General features: G+C 67.6%; 14 protein-coding genes. 10 read left to right on the plus strand and 4 right to left on the minus strand.

Annotated elements, in window-relative coordinates:
- Positions 1-13: 13 nt before the first annotated feature.
- The 3 genes from ABD733_RS04980 to ABD733_RS04990 all read left to right on the plus strand — a co-directional run bounded on the left by ABD733_RS04980 (position 14) and on the right by ABD733_RS04990 (position 6265).
- Positions 14-1585: an endonuclease/exonuclease/phosphatase family protein gene (locus tag ABD733_RS04980; protein ID WP_344793918.1), complete on the plus strand. Its 1572-nt coding sequence runs from the start codon at positions 14-16 to the stop codon at positions 1583-1585.
- Between the two features lie 158 nt (positions 1586-1743).
- Positions 1744-4443: a CDP-glycerol glycerophosphotransferase family protein gene (locus ABD733_RS04985; protein ID WP_344793919.1), complete on the plus strand. Its 2700-nt coding sequence runs from the start codon at positions 1744-1746 to the stop codon at positions 4441-4443.
- Between the two features lie 91 nt (positions 4444-4534).
- Entirely contained in the window at positions 4535-6265 is a 1731-nt protein-coding gene (locus tag ABD733_RS04990; RefSeq protein ID WP_344793920.1) for a glycosyltransferase family 61 protein, read from the plus strand.
- A 30-nt stretch (positions 6266-6295) separates the two neighbouring features.
- On the opposite strand, the gene ABD733_RS04995 is transcribed toward ABD733_RS04990, so the two are convergent.
- Positions 6296-7024, minus strand: coding sequence for an ABC transporter ATP-binding protein (locus ABD733_RS04995; protein ID WP_344793921.1), 729 nt, complete (start codon positions 7022-7024; stop codon positions 6296-6298).
- Complete coding sequence (locus ABD733_RS05000) at positions 7021-7833, minus strand: ABC transporter permease (protein ID WP_344793922.1); 813 nt, start codon at positions 7831-7833, stop codon at positions 7021-7023. The genes ABD733_RS04995 and ABD733_RS05000 overlap by 4 nt, the downstream gene beginning before the upstream one ends.
- 172 nt (positions 7834-8005) lie before the next feature.
- On the opposite strand from ABD733_RS05000, the gene ABD733_RS05005 reads away from it, so the two are divergent.
- From ABD733_RS05005 to ABD733_RS05015, 3 genes are all read left to right on the plus strand, one after another.
- Positions 8006-9376: a glycosyltransferase family 4 protein gene (locus ABD733_RS05005; RefSeq protein ID WP_344793923.1), complete on the plus strand. Its 1371-nt coding sequence runs from the start codon at positions 8006-8008 to the stop codon at positions 9374-9376.
- Positions 9373-10185 carry a glycosyltransferase family 2 protein gene (locus tag ABD733_RS05010; protein ID WP_344793924.1) on the plus strand — a complete coding sequence of 271 codons (813 nt, stop codon included), beginning with the start codon at positions 9373-9375 and terminating at the stop codon, positions 10183-10185. Before ABD733_RS05005 ends, ABD733_RS05010 begins: the two co-directional genes overlap by 4 nt.
- Positions 10186-10305: 120 nt before the next feature.
- Positions 10306-10881: a hypothetical protein gene (locus ABD733_RS05015; RefSeq protein WP_344793925.1), complete on the plus strand. Its 576-nt coding sequence runs from the start codon at positions 10306-10308 to the stop codon at positions 10879-10881.
- Positions 10882-10899: 18 nt separating this feature from the next.
- Here ABD733_RS05015 and ABD733_RS05020 read toward each other — a convergent pair whose 3' ends face one another.
- On the minus strand, positions 10900-11829 hold the full coding sequence (locus tag ABD733_RS05020; RefSeq protein ID WP_344793926.1) for an aldo/keto reductase: 930 nt from the start codon (positions 11827-11829) through the stop codon (positions 10900-10902).
- Positions 11830-11907: 78 nt separating this feature from the next.
- On the opposite strand from ABD733_RS05020, the gene ABD733_RS05025 reads away from it, so the two are divergent.
- The 4 genes from ABD733_RS05025 to ABD733_RS05040 all read left to right on the plus strand — a co-directional run bounded on the left by ABD733_RS05025 (position 11908) and on the right by ABD733_RS05040 (position 15642).
- Entirely contained in the window at positions 11908-12357 is a 450-nt protein-coding gene (locus tag ABD733_RS05025; RefSeq protein ID WP_344793927.1) for a hypothetical protein, read from the plus strand.
- Between the two features lie 51 nt (positions 12358-12408).
- Positions 12409-13395 (plus strand): dTDP-glucose 4,6-dehydratase, encoded by a 987-nt coding sequence (gene rfbB, locus ABD733_RS05030; protein ID WP_344793928.1) that lies wholly within the window; start codon positions 12409-12411, stop codon positions 13393-13395.
- Positions 13392-14273: a dTDP-4-dehydrorhamnose reductase gene (gene rfbD, locus ABD733_RS05035; protein WP_344793929.1), complete on the plus strand. Its 882-nt coding sequence runs from the start codon at positions 13392-13394 to the stop codon at positions 14271-14273. The genes rfbB and rfbD overlap by 4 nt, the downstream gene beginning before the upstream one ends.
- Positions 14274-14502: 229 nt before the next feature.
- Positions 14503-15642, plus strand: coding sequence for a glycosyltransferase family 4 protein (locus tag ABD733_RS05040; protein ID WP_344793930.1), 1140 nt, complete (start codon positions 14503-14505; stop codon positions 15640-15642).
- An 88-nt stretch (positions 15643-15730) separates the two neighbouring features.
- Here the strand turns inward: ABD733_RS05040 and ABD733_RS05045 are convergent, their stop codons facing one another.
- A complete protein-coding gene (locus ABD733_RS05045; RefSeq protein WP_344793931.1) occupies positions 15731-19828 on the minus strand; it encodes a family 78 glycoside hydrolase catalytic domain in 4098 nt (1365 codons plus the stop codon).
- Positions 19829-20159: the final 331 nt, after the last annotated feature.

Here is a 20159-nt window from a genome sequence, read left to right on the forward strand (position 1 = left end):
ATCGGGTTCATAGATGCGTCACCGCTTTCGCGTTGCTCTTTCGTCCTCCGCTCTGGCCGTCGCTCTCGTCGGCGCCGGCATCAGTCCAGCACTCGCGGCCACTGCACCCGCTCGCGTGACGGGACTCAAATTCGCGACTCAAGACTGGCCGAACCGATCCCTCAAAATCGCCTGGACCACCGTGTCCGGGGCGACGTCGTACGTCGTCAAACGCTCGACCTCGTCAAACCTTTCGAGTCCCGTCTACTCGGACGTGACCGTGAACGGCCTCTGGATCAGTCCCCTGACACCGGGCAAGGACTACTACTTCACGGTTGCCGCGAAGAACGGGACGACGGCAGGAGCCTGGTCGTCGACGTTCAAGACGCGCCTCCAGGCGAACGCCGTAGCCGTCTTCGGCGAGCCCTCCCTCACTCCCGTATCCAACGGCATGAAGTTCTCCTGGCCCGCCGTGGCGAACGCGAGCGACTACCGGTATCGGTGGTCGGCCGGTCCGAATCCGAACCGGACTCCGGATCGCTGGATTCAGCATGTGTCGGACTGGCGCACGGCATTCAATCCTTCGGTGCGATCAACGACGATTCCACTCACGGATGCCGACCTGACGAAAGTCGCCTACGGAAACCCGGTCTACGCCCGGGCGGAAGCACGAGACACCTACTTCAACAGCACCTACGTTCGCCAGTCGAAGCAGAAGGTCGCCTGGCCGACGCCCGTCTCACCCGACGCGTCCGCCTCGGCGATCCGTTTCGGCAGCTACAACGTCCAGTGCTCCGGGTGCGAGGTGTCAGGAGAGCCCAAATGGTCGAGTCGGGCCTCGGCCGTCGCCGCGAACATCAACCGCAAAAACCTCGACATCCTGACGACCCTCGAGGCGAGCGGCGACGCTGACAGCAAGACGGCGGGCCTTCAGCAGGTCTACACCGACCTCGACAGGCGCCTGCCCGGCCTCCAGCTGACCAACTCGGAGTCCGCGTCCAACACATCGGACCCGGGCAATCGAATCTACTTCAACCCCGCCAGATTCACCCTTGTCGCCACCGGCAGTCTTGCGGGTATCCACGACTACAGGGGCTCCGGTCGAGACCTCTACACGCCCTGGGCCAAGCTTCGTGCCAAGTCGGGAACGCAGGCGACCTTCCTCGTGGTGGCAGCTCACTACGGAATCCCGACCACCACGAATCCGACCACCCGCAAGACTCAGTTGGGAGTGGATTCGGCTCAACTCTTGAAGGCGCTCAACGCAATGAACACCTCGCAGCTCCCCGTCATTCTCGGAGCGGACCTCAACGACAATCGCTATCCCGAGGGCCGGACGGACGGGGCTCAGCCGACTCTGGTGCGGGGTGGCTTCTACGACTCCTCCGCGTCGCTGCACAAATACGGCACCATGAAGCCGACGTACAACAACTACAAGGCGCCCTCGCAACAGGTGTCAGACCCCAATGGCGACGGCCAGCGGATCGATTACATCCTTACCAAGGGGTTTAAGGGAAGCGACGAGTTCACGAACGAGTGGAATCCCGGCGGCTCCGTCATTCCCTCCGACCACAACATGATCACGGCTGTGCTGCGCGTCAGCTAGGACCACTCCGAAACGAGCGCCGCTCACTCGGCTGATATGGTTTTCGAGGCGTAAACGTCGGGGGTACTCTCGCCCTCGCGCTGCCGACGACCAGGTGAACCCGTGTTGAACCCGAGCGGCGACGCGACCCGATGACCGTGCGCCGAAGGATGGATGTAATGGAACGCGCTGAAGAGAATCGCTTCGTGGTTGCTGCCGTGATCGCCTGTTACAACGTGGCCCGCTACCTCCCGGAGTTCCTCGGGTCCCTCGAGGCGCAGACCTACGGCGTGGAGAACGTCCAATTCATCTTCGTCGACGACGGGTCGACCGACGACACCCTCGACGTCCTCCGCTCCTGGGCGCACGACAGACCGTCGAACGTCGTCGTCCTGACTCAGGAGAACCAGTGGGTCGCCGCGGCACGCAACGCCGGCCTCCCCCACGTAGCGGCCGACTGGGTGACGTTCGCCGACCCCGACGACGTTCTCGATACCCGTTACTTCGAGGAGGTCGTCAAGTTCGTGACCGTTCACGGCGGTTCCGGCAGCACTCTCTTGGCGACGCACCAGATGCGCATGACGGACGACAACGTCCTGACGAATACCCATCCCCTCCGCGGAAAGTTCAGCCGCGGCTCTCGGATCGTCGACCTCCACGTCGATCCGGTCATCCAGCTGAGCGTCAACTCCGCCTTCTTCCGGACCGACCTCATTCGATCGGCCGGCGTGCAATTCGACGGGCGCGTCAGGCCCGTCTTCGAGGACGCTCACTTCATCGGCCGGTATCTGCTGATGACGGGGGGCCACATTCTCGGTCTCCTGGCAAGCGCCAAGTACCACTACCGCACGCGATCCGATGGCACGAGTCTGATGCAGACGCACTTCGACCAGGCCGAGAAGTACACCGACGTGCTCCGCTACGGGCACCTCGACCTCTTGGAGCTGGCCGCGTCTCAGGGTGATATCCCGAGGTGGCTCGAGAACACGATCCTCTACGACCTGTTCTGGTACTTCAAGAACGAACGTGCCCTGCAGTCGTTGAGTGCGGTCGCGCCGCCCTACGTGTTCGACGAGTTCCACGGCCTCGTGAAGACGATCGTGAACCTGGTCTCGGATGACGCCATCATCAGCTTCGACATCATGGGCGTCGAGTTCGTGGTCAAGCACACGCTCTTGGTCGCCTACGGCGACAGCCCGGTCCGGCCGGTGTCCGTTCGCCTCGAAGAAGTCGACGAGACCCATCAGCTGGTGAAACTCAGCTACTGGTTCTCCGGTGACCTCCCCTCGGAATCCTTGAGAGTCGACGATGCCAGCGCGAGCCCGGTCTACGAGACGGTGCAAGAGTTCGTCTTCTACGGCCGACCGCTTCTCAAGAAGCGCATCTTCTGGCTGCAGCGCGGGAGACGGACGTCTGTCGAGGTCGACGGTGCCGTCCTCCCCGTCATCCCCTACGAGTCCTCTCGGGGTGCCGAGGCGCTGACCAGTGCCCAGCTCAACCCCTTGATCATGCGACAGCGCCGTGGATCCGTCGAGAAGTTCGCGAACCTGAAACAGACGATTCGTGATTACGCGATCCAGCAGGCGAAGAACTGGGTCCGTGCCCGGAGAAGCTCGCTCTCTCCTGACAAGCGTTTCGATCGCAAGCTGGCCTGGCGCCTCCGGGCCTCCAAGACCCGGGCTGCGTTCGAAGACGCCTGGGTCTTCATGGATCGCAATACCGATGCCAACGACAACGCGGAGCACCTCTACCGCCACGTGTCGAAGAACCACCCGGAGATCAACTCGTGGTTCGTCCTCGAGCGGACGTCGACCGACTGGCCGAGGCTCGAGGCGGAGGGATTCAGGCTGGTCGCGTACAAGTCGGTCGAGTGGTACCTGCTGCTGCTCCATGCCAAGCACCTCGCGTCTTCGCACATCGACCAGTACGTCGTCGACCCTCTCAACGCGCGTCGATTCGGAAAGCGTCGTTTCCTGTACAGCTTCCTTCAACACGGCGTGACGAACTACGACATCTCGCGGTGGGTGAATTCGAAGCCCATCTCGCTGTTCGTCGTCGTGACCCCGCAGGAGAGAGCCGCCATCGCCGGGCCGAGTCCCTATGCCTTCTCCGACCGCGAGGTCGTCCAGACGGGGTTCCCCCGCCACGACGAGCTCCTCCGGAAGCGCCGTGCCGCCCCCGAGCAAGACCTGATCGTCATAATGCCCACGTGGCGAAAGAGCCTGGCGGGCAGTCAGGTCGCAGGTTCGAACGAGCGCCTCAAGAACCCGGCCTTCATGGAGAGCGACTTCGCGCGCAACTACGTCGAACTGCTTCGCTCCGATCGTCTCGCCGAGGTCGCCGCCTCGACGGGAAAGCGCCTCGCGTTCATGCCGCACCCGAACATCCGACCGTACCTGGCTGATTTCGATCTCCCGGATCACATCACGATCCTCGACTTCGCGGAGAACAACGTTCAGGAGATCCTCGCGAGGGCCGCCGTGTTCGTCACCGACTATTCGTCCCTCGGATTCGACGCAGCTTTCCTCGACGTCCCCGTCGTGTATTTCCAGTTCGATGCGGCGAAGTTCTTCGACGGGACGCACGTTGGTCGCCGGGGCTACTTCGACTATGAACGCGACGGTTTCGGCCCGGTGCGCGTCGACGTGGGCGGCACCGTCGAGGCCGTGAGGACCATAGCCCTAGACGGCTTCGAATCCGAGCCGGTCTATCGACGCCGGACGGCAGAAACATTCGTCACCCGCGACGAGAACAACTCGGAGCGGACGTTCCAGGCGATGCGGCGTCTCGACGAGGTCCGGGTCTCCGTCGTCGACGAGCCTGCTCCTGAAGAATCGGCTCCCCTGACCGAGACGACAGAGATAGTCCTCGGCGGCTGACTCTGCGTAGAGCCGCTTCAGCGCGGAACCGCTTTGCGACGCCCTGCAGAGGTTCAGCGGAACGATTCGCACGGGGCCTAGGCTGATCGCCATGACCTGGGCTCGTGAACTTTTCCACCGGTCGCAGGCGTCGGTCGGCGAGTTCCTTCGAGAATACGGCCGCGAGCTGCTTGAGCAGACACAGGGACCCGTCGTGGTCGTGACCGACGGATCATCCTCGGCGACCCTCCGGGCCTGGCTCGATGCGGCGGGCGATCGCGTCCACGTCATCGTGATCGGTGAAGGGTCTGCGGCTCTCGGCGCTCCCGAGCTGGTCGCGATCACGGACGGTGTCTTTCCCGCCATCCCGCATGGCCGCGGTACCCACTCCGCGGCCGATGTGAAAGCCGCTTCGAAGATCTGCGACTCGATCGGCAGGGTCGGCGTCTTGGTCGATGCCACGACGGGGAACGGTCTCGAACGGACACTGCTCTGGGAGTCGCTCTTCTTCCATGTGGCGAAGGACGGCCTCTACATCGCACCTGAGGGGCCCTCTGAGCCCGGGTGGATTGCCGCGATCGAACTCGGCGGCGGTAAGCACAAGAGTGAAAGGGAGCTGGCCGAGCTTCGGCTTTCGCTGTCACCGGACCGCTTTTCGAGTCACGGACTGATCGTGCTGGTCAAGACGGTCGAACACCTCTTCAAGGTTCCTGAAGCCCGCGCCGACGACCTCGTCACAACCCGTCTGCCTGAGCTCCGCGTCGAGACTCTCCAGTCGTTGGCCGAGACCACTTTCGAATCTTCGCTGCGCGTGACACAGCACGGAAGAGACCAAGACCTCCCGAGCACGACCATCAACGCCTCGCCTGCCGCCGTCCGTCATTACTCGGGACCCATCGGAATCGGGCCCACGATGCTCACGATGGCGCAGGGTTCCGTCCTTCCCCCGTCGTTCCGTCATCCTTGGATCAAGAATGTCAAGAATGATGCTCTCAGGAACATCAATTGGGAATTCGCCGTCCTTCCGGGGTCGAACGATGGCTGGGTGCGCCTGCCCGGGCTCTACTACGACCTCAACCCGTCGATCCCGGGTCACTTCGGTCACGTCATGACCGAATCGGTGGCGAAGCTCTGGGGCTGGCCAGAAGCGAAGGCTCGGTTTCCCGACCTTAAAGCGCTGTGCCAGATTCCCAACGAGTCGTACGACCCTGTCGTCGAAAGGACACTGTTCACCTCGTTCGGCATCGACGAGGCGGACATCCACTGGGAGTCGCAAAGCGTGACGGTCGACGCCTACATCTCCGCGACGATCCTCTGGCAGAACAGCCCCGAGTACCAATTCCATCCCGCTCTGCAAGACACGTGGTCGACTCTACGGCGGGCGCTCGTCGGCCCTTCCGAACCGATCTACGACAGGATCTTCATCTCCCGAGAGTTGTCGCGAGAAAACCGTCTGTGCCGCAACGCGGCCGATGTCGAACAACGATTCGTGGATGCGGGATTCGCCATCGTGCATCCGGAAACCCTGAGCTTTTACGAGCAGGCGACCATTTTCGGCAACGCTCGGGTCGTCGCCGGTTTTGCCGGCTCGGGCATGTTCAACATGCTGTTCTCGGAGCGGCTCGAGCACGTCATCGTTCTGTCGCAAGACTCGTACTGGGCGCGAAACGAGTTTCTCTACGCGGCCTCTCTCGCCGACTCCATCGACTATTTCTGGTCGCCCGCGGAGATCCGACACGGTTCGGGTTTCTCGACCACCGCGTTCCACTCCCCGTGGAGCTTCGATTTCGAGCGGAACGGAGACGATCTGCGTCGACTCTTGGCGGACGTCGCGACCGCCTGAGCCGGAGGGCCCTGAGGCCCGGTCCGGCCGTCAGACGGTCAGCTGATACGCGTCGATGACCTGCTGGGCCGGCCCGATCTGCTGGAGCTGGCCGGAGTCGAGCCAGGCGACCTCGTCGCACATCTCCTTGACCGTGGCCATCGAGTGCGACACGAGGATGACCGTGCGGCCCTCCTTCTTCATCTCCGCGAACTTCGTGCGGCAGCGCTTCTGGAACGTCGCGTCGCCAACCGACAGCACCTCGTCGACGACGAGGATGTCGGGAGTCACCGCGATGGCGACCGAGAAGCCCAGCCGCACGTACATGCCGGACGAGTAGTTCTTGACGGGCTGGTCGATGAAGTGGCCGACGCCGGAGAACGACACGATCTCGTCGAACTTCCGCGTGACCTCCTTGCGCGTCATGCCGAGGATCGAGCCGTTCAAGAAGACGTTCTCCCGCCCGGTGAGCTCGGGATGGAATCCCGATCCGACCTCGAGGAGGGAGGCCTGCTTGCCGTTGGCCGTGATCGAGCCCGACTCCGGCCAGAGGATCTTCGCGAGGCACTTGAGCAGCGTCGACTTGCCCGAGCCGTTGCGGCCGATCAGGCCGAAGGTCTTGCCCTGCGGCACCTCGAACGAGATGTCCTTCAGCGCCCAGAAGTCCTCGTGGACGCTCTTCTTGCGGCGCATGACCGCGCTCTTGAGCGAGTCGTTGCGCTCGGAGTACATGCGGAAGCTCTTCGACACGTGGTCGACCGAGACGGCGACGTCGTTCACAGCAGTTCCGCCAACTTCTTCTCGTTGCGGGAGAACACCAGGTAGCCCAGGCCGAGCGACACAGCGGCCAGGACGATGCAGGCGAGCGAGTCGCTGGGGTGCGGCCACCGGTTGTCGTACATGAGGTTCCGGAACACGGTCGAGAACCGCTCCATCGGGTTCAGCTCGTACAGATTCAGGATCCACGGCTTGCCCGCCTTCTTGGCGGCGTTCTGCACCAGGGTGAGCGGGTAGATGATCGGGGTGAGGTACATCCACATCTGCAGCGCGATGCCGATGAGGTGCTGCATGTCGCGGAAGTGGACGTTGACGATTGCCAGCATGAGGGCGAGGCCAGTCGCGAACGCGGCCAGCATCACCATGAAGAAGGCGACGACGGGGATCCACGGCCAGATGAACGAGCCGAAGCAGGCCAGGACGATGACCAGGAAGCCCATCTCGATGAGCCAGGTGAAGCCGTGCGCGCCGACGGTGGCGAGCGGCAGGTTCATCCGCGGGAAGTAGACCTTCTTGATCAGCGAGCCGTTCGACACGATCGACGACATCCCCGCGTTGAGGACGGAGCGGAAGAAGATCCACGGCAGGAGTCCGCACATCAGCCAGAGCGGGTAGAAGTGAAGCCCGCTGGGGTTGCCGACCTCGAGCCGGGCCTTGAAGATGAACGAGTAGACGATGGTGTAGATGAGCATCGTCGCGAGCGGGTTGATGAGCGACCACAGCTGGCCGAAGACCGTCCGGCGGTACTTGCCTTTGACCTCTCGGGCTGTGAGGTTCGCCAGCAGTTCGCGCGACGAGACCAGATCGGTCATATAGGTCATTGGGAAAACTCCAGAAAGCGAGCCTGCCGGGTGCCGGCTCATTCAAGGGGACGAATCATTCTCACACGCCCCGGGGCAACCCAGGGTTCACCGCATGTTCTGTCACGTGCTGCCGAACCCGAAGCTGGCCGTGATAGGGCGATCCTGCTTGTAGTCTCTTCAGGTGCGAGTCATCTTCAGCAATCACAGCACGGCGCCGGTGAATCTCGGTGGCGCCGAGCGGTCGCTGTTGAAACTGGTCGACGACTGGACCGCCTCGAACCCCGATCTCGAGCCCTTCTTCTTCACGAAGGCACCGACCGGGCTGTTCACGAAGGCCCTCGACGAGCGCTCGTGGAAGTACCGCGCGTTCCGCTTCCGAGGGTGGGCGCTTCCCAGCGTCCAACCGGCTCCCGTCGTCGAACGGACCACGTTCGCAGCCGCCGACTACCAGGCCGTCGGCGCGATGATCACCGAGCTCGAGCGCCTGAAGCCCGACCTCGTGGTCACCAACACCCTCGTGGCACCGTGGGCGGCCTTCGCGGCCAAGACCCTCGGCATCCCGCACGCCTGGTTCGTCCGCGAATACGGCGACCTCGACCACGACCTGAAGTTCCAGGAGGGTCGCGAGCGCACGCTCGCCGACATCGGCCTGCTGTCGGAGGCCGTCTTCACGAACTCTCTCGCCCTCAAGAGACACGTCGCCTCGCAGGTCCCCGACGACAAGATCTCCGTCGTGTACCCGTCCGTCGACACGGCGTCGATCCGGACGTCAGCCGAGCAGGATCCCGCCACGGTCCCCTTCCCTCTCGCCGACCCGGGCCTGAAGATCACCGTGGTGGGCCGCGTCGAGCCCGGCAAGGGCCAGTTCCGCGCCGTCGACGCGCTCGGCCTCTTGAAGGCCGACGGCGTCGACGCCTCCCTCTGCCTCGTCGGCTCGTGGAAGACGCCCGGCTACGACCTGGAGCTCCGCGATCGGGCCGCGGCACTCGGCGTGGCCGACCGCGTCACGTTCGCCGGGGAGCAGGACAACCCCTACCCGTATGTCGCGGCCGCCGACGTCTGCGTCACACCGTCGACGATCGAGGCCTTCGGCCGGACGACCCTCGAGTACCTCGCGGTCGGCCGTCCCGTCGTGGCATCCTCGACCGGCGGCAGTGCCGAGCTGGTCGAGCCCGGCGTCACAGGCTCCCTCTTCGATCCCGAGTCGCCGCGCGAGCTCGCGGACGCCCTCGCCGTCTACGCGGCGACCCCCGGCCTCGCCGAGACCCACGGCGCCGCCGCGGCGATGAGTGTCGAGCGGGTGCTGGAGAGCGGCTTCTCGCAGGAGGCGGCCATCGCCCGGCTCGAGAGCCTCGTCGGCGCGCCGGCCTACAAGCTCCCCGACATCGCGCGCTACTGGTTCGCGCTGCCCGGCGACTACGCCTCCCTCGGAGCGACCACCGCCCGGATGGCGGCGGGGCTGCTCGCGTCGCGCCTGCGGACCAGGTCGGGGATGGTCGGGCGGATCCTGCGTCGTCCGGGGGTCGCCACCAGGAGGATCCTCGGTCGATGACGGTGGCAGGGGGACACACGAGCGAGGAGCCGCACCTGACGGTCACCTCGGCGCGCTCGGGCGCCCGACGACCCGTGTCGATCGTCGTGCCGATCTACGACGACCTCGACGGCCTGCTCGCCTGCCTCCAGTCGCTGATCGAGCACGTCGACTTCGACGTCGACCGGGTCGTCCTCGCCAACGACGCCGGCCCGAACGCCGACGTCATCGAGGAGGCCGTGCTCAAGCAGGTCGACGGCCACGACGGCTTCGAGTACCACCGCAACAAGACGAACCTCGGCTTCCTCGGCAACTGCAACAATGTCGTCCTGAACCTCGACCACACCGGCAACGACGTCATGCTGCTCAACAGCGACACGGTCGTGACCGCGGGCTTCATCGACGAGATGTCCGCCGTGCTCTACGAGTCGGAGTCGCACGGCGTCGTCGCTCCCCGCAGCAACAACGCCACGATCGCGACCATCCCGTTCCTCCGCCGGAACGTCCATGCGCCCACGACGCTGGCCCGGACCAGCGCGGTGCACGCCGTGGTCGCCCCGCTCCTCCCCCGCTACACCGTCGCTCCGGTAGCGATGGGCTTCTGCTTCCTGATCCGGCGCGAGCTCATCGACCGCTTCGGGCTGTTCGACGAGCGCTTCGCCCCCGGCTACGGCGAGGAGAACGACTTCTGCCTCCGGATCAACGAGCACGGCTTCGCGTCACTGCTCGCCAACCGGGCGCTCGTCTTCCACACCGGCTCGACCAGCTTCTCGGGCGACCGCGGCCCGTCCCTCCGCTTCGCCCACGAGAAGGTCCTGATCGAGCGCTAGCCGCACTACGTCGGCGCCCTCGGCCTCTACCAGGCGCACGGCCGCGACCCGATCGACAACTTCGCCGACACCTTCCTGCCCGAGGACGACAAGATCCGGCTCGCCATCGACGTCCTGGGCGTGGCGACCGACACCCTCCTCCGCGAGATCGACCGCTTCGCCGAGCGCCTCAGCGACGACGTCGTCGTGACCGTCATCGCGCCGCGCAGCGTCGTCCGTCGCGCTCGCACCTGGATGAAGCACGGCGGCGTCACCGACCGGCGCCACGTCAACTCCGTCTACGACGTCGCGATGGGCCTCGGGCCGATCGACTCGCTGACGCGTCTCATCCGGCTGAACGAGCTCGCCCCGCGCTGGCTCCTCGTCGACGAGGGGCCCGCGCGAGACACCCGCTGGTCGCAGCGGGTCTCCCGCTACCAGGTCGAGGCCGTCGAGCGTATCGCGCGGCGCTTCGCCGACGAGTGGGTCCGCGACGACGACGGCGAGGCCGCCATCGACGCCCTCTACCGGGTCGCGAGGCGGCCCATCGACGTGGCCAACGTCCGCGAGCGCTGGAACCACCTGGTCGACGCAGGATCAGCGGCAGGTCTCACGAGGTTCCCGCAGCGGGCGTCCCTCCAGCGCCGCCTGGCCCTCCTGATCGGTGCGCGCTCGCCCCGCTTCTCGCGGGCGATCCGGGCGTTCCTTCACCGCTGAGGCCGGGCGGCGCCGCCCCTACGGCAGCAGGTGCCCGGCGGCGGTGAACAGCCGGTACCACTCCTGCCGGGTGAGCGGGAGCTCCGATCCTGCAGCCGACGCCCTGACCCGGTCGCGGTTCGTCGTGCCCAGCACGACCTGCATGTCGGCGGGGTGCCTCGTGATCCAGGCCACGGCGATGGCCTCGGGCTCCACGTCGTACTTCCCCGCGAGCTCGTCGATGACGTCGTTCAGCTCGCCGTACTGCTCGCGGTCGCCGAGGAACACCCCGTCGAAGAAGCCCTTCTGGAACGGCGACCACGCCTGGAGGGTGATGTCGTTCAGGCGCGAGTAGTCGAGGATGCCGTTGTCGCGATCGATCGACTGGTCGAGGCCGTTCATGTTCGCGGCCACTCCGGCGGCGACCAGGTTCGCGTGGGTGATGCTGAGCTGCACCTGGTTGACGATCAGCGGCTGCTTCACCGAGCGCTTCAGCAGCTCGACCTGCGCCGGGGTGTGGTTCGAGATGCCGAAGTTCCGCACCTTGCCGCTCGCCTCGAGGGTGTCGAAGGCCGAGGCGACCTCGTCGGGCACGACCAGGGCGTCGGGGCGGTGGAGCAGCAGGATGTCGAGGTGCTCGAGCTTCAGAGACCGGAGCGACTCGTCGACCGACTCGAGGATGTGCTCCGTCGAGAAGTCCCAGTAGCCGTCGGCGAGGCCGACCTTCGACTGCACGATCACCTGGTCGCGCTCGGCCGGGCTGAACGCGATCGCATCGCCGAAGCGGCGCTCGCACCCGTGCAGCGAGTCGCCGTACACGACGGCGTGGTCGAAGAAGTTGATGCCCGCATCGCGGGCCTGCCCCACGAGAGCGCGGATCTCGTCGTCCGAGAGGGGCTCGATCCGCATCAGCCCGAGGATAATGTTCGAGGCGGGCAGGGTCGTGTGAGGCAACGTCATCGTCTTCATGCCTCCATTGTGTCCCCGTGCGCCGCCGTCCGCGCCGGGACGGGCATAGGCTGCGGACACCGACGAGCGGAGCCAGCGATGAAGCGAACGCCTCCTGCTCTGCGCCTGGCCGTGCTGGCCGCGGCGATCGCCCTGACCGCCGCCGGGGTCTCGGGCTGCACCGGCACCGCCCCCTCCGGCGGAGCCCGGGCCGACGGCGGGTCGTCCACCTCGAGCGGCGACGCGACGGCCGCTCTCTCGCGGGCCCTGGCATCCTGCGGTCTCTCGTCGCGGTCGACCGGCGTCACGGTCAGGGCGCAGGATCTCGCCCTCGTCAGCCAGCCGCACGGTCGCCCGACCGACGTGGTCGCCGCCTCCGCCCGCTGCACCGTGAAGGCCCTGGGAATGCCCGCGAGAGACGCCGCCCTCTTCGACCAGGACATGGCGTCCGGCGGCTTCCAGACGCTGTCGTGGCGGGGCTGGACGGCGACGATGACCGTGAAGGACACCCTGCACTTCGAGGTCGACGTGTTCGCGCAGGCCGCCTGACGACGACCGGTAGCATCGGAGTCACGCCCGCGAACTGAGAAAGATCACATCATGCGCATCCTCGTCACCGGCGGCGCCGGTTTCATCGGCTCCAACTTCGTGCGACGCACCCTCCAAGACGCCTACCCCGGCCTCGAGGGCGCCGAGGTCGTCGTGCTCGACGCCCTCACCTACTCGGGCAACCTCGAGAACCTCGCGCCCGTCGCCGACTCGCCCCGCTACCGCTTCGTCGAGGGCGACATCCGCGACGGCGCCCTGCTCGACACGCTCTTCCCCGACATCGACGCCGTCGTGCACTTCGCCGCCGAGTCGCACGTCGACCGCTCGGTGCGCGACGCCTCGATCTTCGTCGAGACGAACGTCCTCGGCACGCAGCAGCTGCTCGACGCCGCCCTTCGCAACGAGGTCGCTCGCTTCGTCCACGTCTCGACCGACGAGGTCTACGGCTCCATCTCCGAGGGCTCCTGGGCCGAAGACCGCCCGCTCGAGCCGAACTCGCCCTACTCGGCCTCGAAGGCCGGCAGCGACCTCCTCGCCCGGAGCTACCACCGCACGCACGGCCTGAACGTGTCGATCACGCGCTGCTCGAACAACTACGGGCCCTACCACTTCCCCGAGAAGGTCATCCCGCTGTTCGTCACCAACCTCATCGACGACAAGCACGTGCCGCTCTACGGCGAGGGCAACAACATCCGCGACTGGCTGCACGTCGACGACCACACCCGCGGCATCGCGATGGTGCTGGTGAACGGCCGCGCCGGCGAGATCTACAACATCGGCGGCGGCACCGAGCTCACCAACAAGGAGCTCACCCAGCTCCTCCTCGATGCGACCGGCAAAGACTGGTCGTACGTCGACCGCGTGCAGGACCGCCTCGGCCACGACCTCCGCTACTCGGTCGACATCTCGAAGATCCAGAACGAGCTCGGCTACGAGCCGCAGGTGCCGTTCGCCCAGGGCCTCGCCGACGTCGTCCAGTGGTACCGCGACAACCGCTCGTGGTGGGAGCCGCTGAAAGAGCGCGCGGCGCTCGTATGAGCGACGCGGGCACGCCAGGCGGCCAGCACCTGAAGTACCTCGTCACCGGCGCGCGCGGCATGCTCGGCTCCGACCTCGTCGAGGCCCTCTTCGGTCGCGACGTGACGGTCCTCGGCCGGGCCGACCTCGACGTGACCGACCGCGACGCGGTCTTCGAGGCCGTGCGCGGCCACGATGTCGTCCTGAACGCCGCCGCCTACACAAAAGTCGACGACGCCGAGACGCACGAAGACGAGGCGCTCGCCGTCAACGGCACGGCCGTCGGCCTCCTCGCCCAGGCGACCGCTGAGCACGGCGCGAAGCTCGTCACCGTCTCGACCGACTACGTCTTCGACGGCAGCTCGACAGAGCCCTACGACGAGGCCACACCGCTCGACCCCCTGAACGCCTACGGCCGCACCAAGGCCGCGGGCGAGAGAGCGGCCCGGGCCGCGAACCCGTCCGGCGCGTTCATCGTCCGGACCGCCTGGCTCTACGGCCAGCACGGCCCGAACTTCGCGGCCACCATGCTGCGGCTCGCCCAGTCGCACGACACCGTCTCGGTCGTCGACGACCAGGTCGGGCAGCCCTCCTGGACGAGCGATCTCGCAGCGCAGATCGTCGCCCTCGTCGACTCCGGGGCTCCCGCCGGGGTGTATCACGGCACGAACTCCGGGCGGGCGAGCTGGTTCGAGTTCGCGCGAGCGGTCTTCGAGGGCGCCGGGCTCGATCCCGAGCGCGTCCTCCCCACCGACAGCTCGGCGTTCGTCAGGCCCGCTGCGCGGCCCGCTTTCAGCGTGCTGGGGCACGACGGCTGGGCGGCCGCGGGGCTCGAGCCGATGCGCGACTGGCGCGAGGCTCTCGCCGACGCGCAGACGCAGGCGGTGTTCGCGTCGTAGCCGCAGAATCGCTCCGATTGAGCCAGGGCACGAAGCGCCCAGCACACCCCAAGGTCGTCATCGGCGACCCTGCTAGGGTCGATCCGACCGACAGCTTCGCGTTCGTCAGGCCGGCGCCTCGACAGAACCTCAGCGTCCTCGGTCGCGACGCGTCAGGCCGAGAACGACCGCCTCACGCGCCCTTGTCACGAAGTGCTGAACGAGGCCGCCGGCTCAGGAGTATCCGATCATGATGACGCTGCGAGTAGTCGTTGACCAGATCCTCGCGCCCGTCCCCGGCGGTGTCGGCCGCTACACCGAAGAGCTGACGCGCGAGATCATCGCCTGCGCCCCGCGGGGGTGCGACGTCGAGGGCGTCGTCGCCGCTCACCCGCAGGAGGACTACGACCGCCTCGAGGAGCGCCTCCCCGGCCTCGCCAGCCTGTACCGCTCGGTCCTCGGACGCCGCGAGCTCTCGGTGGCCTGGCAGCTCGGGCTGGTCGGTCTGCCCGGCCGGGGCATGGTGCACGGCACCAGCCTGATGACGCCGCTGTACAAGCACGACCGGTCTCTCGATCCTGCGACCCAGACGGCCGTGACGATCCACGACACCGTGCCGTGGACCCACCCCGAGACCCTCACCGCCCAGGGCGTCCGCTGGCACCGCGCGATGGCCAAGCGCGCGTTCCGGTTTGCCGACGCCGTCGTCGTGCCGACCCACACCGTGGCCGCCGAGCTGTCGGAGCGCTTCGACTTCGGCGAGCGGCTCCGAGTCATCGGCGGTGCGGTCAGCGCCGACGTCGCCCTCCCCGACGACACCGACGAGGTCGCCGACAGCCTCGACCTCCCCGAGCGCTACGCCCTGAGCGTCGGCACGCTCGAGCCCCGCAAGGGCATCGAGCCGCTCATCGAGGCCATGGCTCACCCCGACGCCCCCGACATCCCGCTGCTCATCGTCGGCGCTCACGGCTGGGGAGACGTCAGGATCGAGGACGTCATCGCGCGGACGGGCCTCCCCGAGGGGCGCATCCGCGTGCTCGGGCACGTCCCCGACTCCACTCTCGCGGTCCTGCTGCAGCGCGCCGCCGTCTTCGTCTTCCCCTCGCTCGCGGAGGGCTTCGGGCTCCCCGTGGTCGAGGCGCTGAGCTTCGGCACTCCCGTCGTCCACTCCGACGCCCCGGCCCTCGTCGAGGTCGCCGCGGGCGCCGGCGTCGTGGTCGCGCGCGAAGACCGCGCGGGGTACCCGGAGCGCCTCGCCCAGGCGATGTTCCAGGTCGTCAACGACGTCGAGCTGTCGACCCGCCTCGGCGTGGCCGGGCTCGACCGGGCCCGCGCCTTCAGCTGGCGCGACTCTGCCGAGAAGGTCTGGCAGCTGCACGCCGACCTGTAGGGCTGTGCTGCTGCGGCGCCGCACGTCGGCGTCGGCACCTGTCCGCGGACTGGCGCCTGTGCCGCCGAGAGCCGCCGACTGCCGGCCCCTAGGAGGCGCCGCCCGCCCGATACGGCGTGGTGCAGGTCTTCAGGAGCAGCGGGTCGCGGTCGGCCGCTCCCTCGGCCCGGGTCGACAGCACGTGGCATCCTGACGGGAGTCCTCCGACCGCGAGCGTCTGGCCCACCCGCTTCGCGGTGCGCGCCACCCCGTCGACGTAGACCGTCGTCGACGATCCGGAGCCCGCCGGCAGGAGCACCCGCGCCACCGTCGTCGACGGCACCTGGACGGCGGCGTCGACGAGGCCCCCGGAGGCCCGGTGGAACGCGACTCCGATGCTGCCGCGGAGCGTGGGGACGGTGACGGCCGCCGAGGCGATCGCGCCCGGCTGCGGTCGCACGTCGAACCTCTCGTAGCCCGGAGAGGTCGGGAGCACCCCGAACATCCCCTCCGCGACGTCGTACGTCGGCGACGCGCCCCACGGGTGGGAGTAGGTCGTGTTCGACTTGAGCGACGCGTCCCACGCCTCCATGGTCGATCCTGCGCCGGCCTTGATCATGTTGACCCAGCTGCGCGTCCCGGTCGACGTGAGGAACGCGTCGGCCACGTCGCCGGCACCCGCCGAGTACAGCCCCGGCAGCATGAACGCGGCGCAGTAGACGCTGCAGACCATGCCCTTCGCCTTGATCGACGCGACGACCCGCGGCTGGTTCGCAGGATCGACGACGCCGAACGCCAGCGCGAACGCCGACGCGTGGATGGCGTGGTGGGCGATCGGCGCGGCCGTCTTCGTCTGGAGCCCGTCGCGGTAGGAGCCGGTCCGGGAGTCGTAGAGGCGGCTGTTGACGGCCTTCTTCAGCGCCGCCGCCTGACGGCTGTAGGTCGAGGCGTCCGACGTGTGACCGAGGGCGCCGGCGAGAGCGGCCATGTCGACCAGATCGCGGTAGGTCAGGACGTTGACGACCGTGTCGTAGTCGGTCATCACGTAGCCGTCGCGTTCTCCGCCCGGCCAGTCGACGATGTCCTTCGACGACGGGTGCTTGATCAGCCCGGTCCTCGAGTCGAGGTACTTCGTGAGCAGGATCGTCTTGAGCGTCGCGTAGCTCCGCCTCGCCTGCGACAGGTCGCCCGACCTCTGCCAGGCGTCGTGGACCGACAGGATGTCGTAGAGCCGCCACTCGGTCGGCCACGAGGGATGAGCGAGGAGGTAGTCCATCGTGTAGACGCCGAGGGCGCGGTCGCTGCCGAGGACGGCTCCCTCGCGCTGCTGGATGTACGCGTCGGCCTCGTAGGCGGCCCGCTCACGCGTCCAGGAGTCGACGTACAGGTCGACCGTGTTGGCCTCCATCGTGTTGCGCGACAGGGTCCAGACCGCGTTGAGCGTGGAGTCGGACGAGCTGAGCGTCGCGGCATCCTCGTCGAAGGGCGAGAGCTCGGCCACGGCCTGGAGGTTCTTCGCCGTGATCGGGACGGGCGAGTTCTCGATCTCGACGTAGCGGAAGACCCGGAGGCCCCAGGACTCCATGGTCCGGGCGCCGCCCGAGAACGTCCACTCGTCGCGGTAGCGGTTGCCGGCCGACAGGTTGTACTGGACGGTCGGCTCCTTCGTCGACCGGTCGAGCATCTCTCCGTACTCGATGCCGACGGCGCGGGTCTTGCCCGCGGGGAGGCTCAGGCGGACGCCGCCCGCCCAGGTGCGCCCGAAGTCGACCACGTAGTCGCCGTCGTGGAGCTTCGTGATCCTGGTCGGGGCGTGGTACTGCTCGACCACCTTCTCGGTCGGGGTCGCCTTCAGCGCGGTGAACGCCTTCTGCGTCTGAGCGGTGTCCCAGGCGCGGTCGTCGTAGGCTGCGGTCGCGAAGCCGAACGGGTAGTGGCTCGAGTCGATGTTCTCCTTCGGCGCGGTGTAGTAGACCGTCCCGATGCTGCCGACCGAGGGGAACGTCGCGAGGCCGGGCAGCGTCGTCCACGACGACCCGGTGCCGAAGGTCTGGCTGGTGCCGTCGGCGTAGTGCACGACGAGGTCGGCCACGAAGCGGTGGTCGCTCGTCGTGTAGAGCAGAGCGCCCAGGGCGTTCTGCTGCCCGGGCTGCAGCAGGCTCGTGACGTCGAAGCCGTCGTAGCGGATCTCCGAGCCGATCGACTGCGTCGGCCCCATGCCGACGTAGGCGCCGTTGACGTAGAGCTTGTAGACGTACTGGCGGGTCGGCTTCGGCGACGAGCCGGTCGCGTAGACGGAGGCCCACGCGATCGCCTTGTCGGGCAGGTCGACCTGACCGCGGGTGAAGAGCCAGTCGGACACGGCGCCCGAGCGGATGACGCACGCCGCCGACTTGCCGATGGAGACGACGTGGTTCTTCACCGTGCCGCAAGGCACGTCGATGCTCGTCTTCTCGAAGCCGTTCGAGTAGACGATGGCGCCCGACGGGCTGCGGACCGACATGCTCGAGAAGCTCGACGTCTCCTTGCCGCCGTTCCGGAACCCGAACGCTCCGGTCGTGAAGACCGTCGAGCGCCGGGTGTCGACGAGGCGTCCGTGGAACCAGGTCCGGATCGTCGACCCCGAGGTCACGATGCGGATCGAGTAGGTCTTGCCCGGCACGACCCGCTCCCCGAGCGTGATCTTCGCCTTGGTCAGGGGGCTGAAGTGCCCGTGGACATCCTGCTGCGGCACCAGGGTGCCGGTCGACGGCACGAACTGCCAGAGGTAGTAGTCGTTGCCGGAGCGCGCCCGGAACGTCACCCCGGTCGGCTGCTTCGTGGCCTTGAAGTTGAGGCGGAGGTCGTAGTCGTGCCAGGGGTCGTAGATGCAGGATGTCCGGCCCGAGACCCGCAGGACCCCGGCGCGAGCGGCCGCGCACGAGAAGTCGGAGACCTTCGCGGTGGCGGACTGCTTCCAGAGGGAGGTCCCGGCCCGCGTCGCGACGGCGAGGTGCGAGAAGCTCGCGGACTCGCCGGTGCCGGAGCGGAGGCCGACGAATCCGCGCGAGATCGTGGAGTCGATCCTGCGCTCGATCTGCGTGCCGTCGACCGTGGTCGTGATCGTGGAGCCGGCCGTCGTGATGGCGAACGTGTGCGCGCTGCCGGGGGTGAGCGAGACGCCGAGCGGCGCGAGCGAGACGGTGCCGAGGACCCGGTCGACGCCCTTCGCGTGGACGCGGGCGACCAGCCGGTCGCCGCTCGAGGCGAACTGCCAGAAGTAGTAGTTCGACGCGTCGTGGGCGCGGAACAGGACGGCGGCCGACGAGGAGCCGATGGTGAACGAGCCCGACACCGTGTAGTCGCTCCACGCGTTCGTCGGCGTCTGCGACCAGATCGGCTGCACGCCGTGCCAGACGGCGCCGGGGCCGGTCCCGAAGGTCGACGGGGTCGCCCAGGGCGAGGCTGCCCCGGTGCCGTCCCAGGTGCGGACGGTGAACCAGTAGCGCGACGACGTCGACAGTGCCCGACCGCGGTAGGGGACGTTCTGCGAGGCGCCGGACGCGACGCGGCCGCTGTTCCAGAGGTCGCCGGTCGCGGCGACCGCGCGGGCGTAGCTCGATGACACGACGACCTGGTACGCGGCCTGGTCGACGACCGACGGGGCAGCAGACGCGCGGTCGAGAGCTGCCGGCTGCCAGCCGAGGAGCGGCGAGGTCAGCTCGTCGAGGTCGACAGGGCTGGTGCGGCCCTGGACGGTGAGGGCGGTCGGGGCGGCTGGTGGGGTTGTCGGCGGGGTGGCGGTCGGCGGGGTCGGCTTCGAGGTCGGGGAGGCGGTCGGGGCCGTGGTCGTGGTGGGGGTCGGTGCGGGGGCAGTCGTCGTGGTGGGTGCGGGTGCGGGGGTCGTCGTGGTGTCGGGCGGCGTCGCGGTGTCGGTGGGTGTCGCGCTGTCGGTGGGCGTCGCGCTGTCGGTGGGTGTCGCCGTGTCGGTGGGCGTCGCCGTGTCGGTCGGCGTTGCGCCGTCGGTCGGCGTAGCCCTGTCGGTCTGCGTCGACGGATCGACGGCACTCGAGATCGCAGGATCCGCGGAGGCGGCCTCCGGCGTGACGATCCCCGCCGCGACGAGCCCCGCGACCGTCGCCACGGCGGCGAGGGTCAGCGCGAGAGTGCGGGCGGAGCGGATGGATCGGGGCGCGCGCGGACGGCGCCCCGGACGGTGGTCAGACACGTGGCGGCCTCTGTCGGTCGGGTTGGATGGTGATCACGACCCGGTCCCCCCGAATGCCGCACTGCGAGCCTAACCCGGACGCCCTCCCCGGCCGACTCCCCCTTCGGGTGACCTCTGCGACCGTCGCGTCACCCCCGGCTCACCTTCCGCGCGCATATGGACGGAGATCCTCGCCGCCCGCCGATCCTGCGTGCGTAAATGGACGGAGATTCTCGCTCCCCGGCATCCTGTGTGCGCAAATGGACGGAGATCCTGCTTCTGGAGCCTCTGGTGGAGCATATGGACGGAGGTTCTCGCGCGGACCCCCTCCGATCCGCATGAAGTGCTCGGA

The sequence above is a fragment of the Frondihabitans peucedani genome (genome assembly GCF_039537585.1).
Classification (GTDB): domain Bacteria; phylum Actinomycetota; class Actinomycetes; order Actinomycetales; family Microbacteriaceae; genus Frondihabitans; species Frondihabitans peucedani.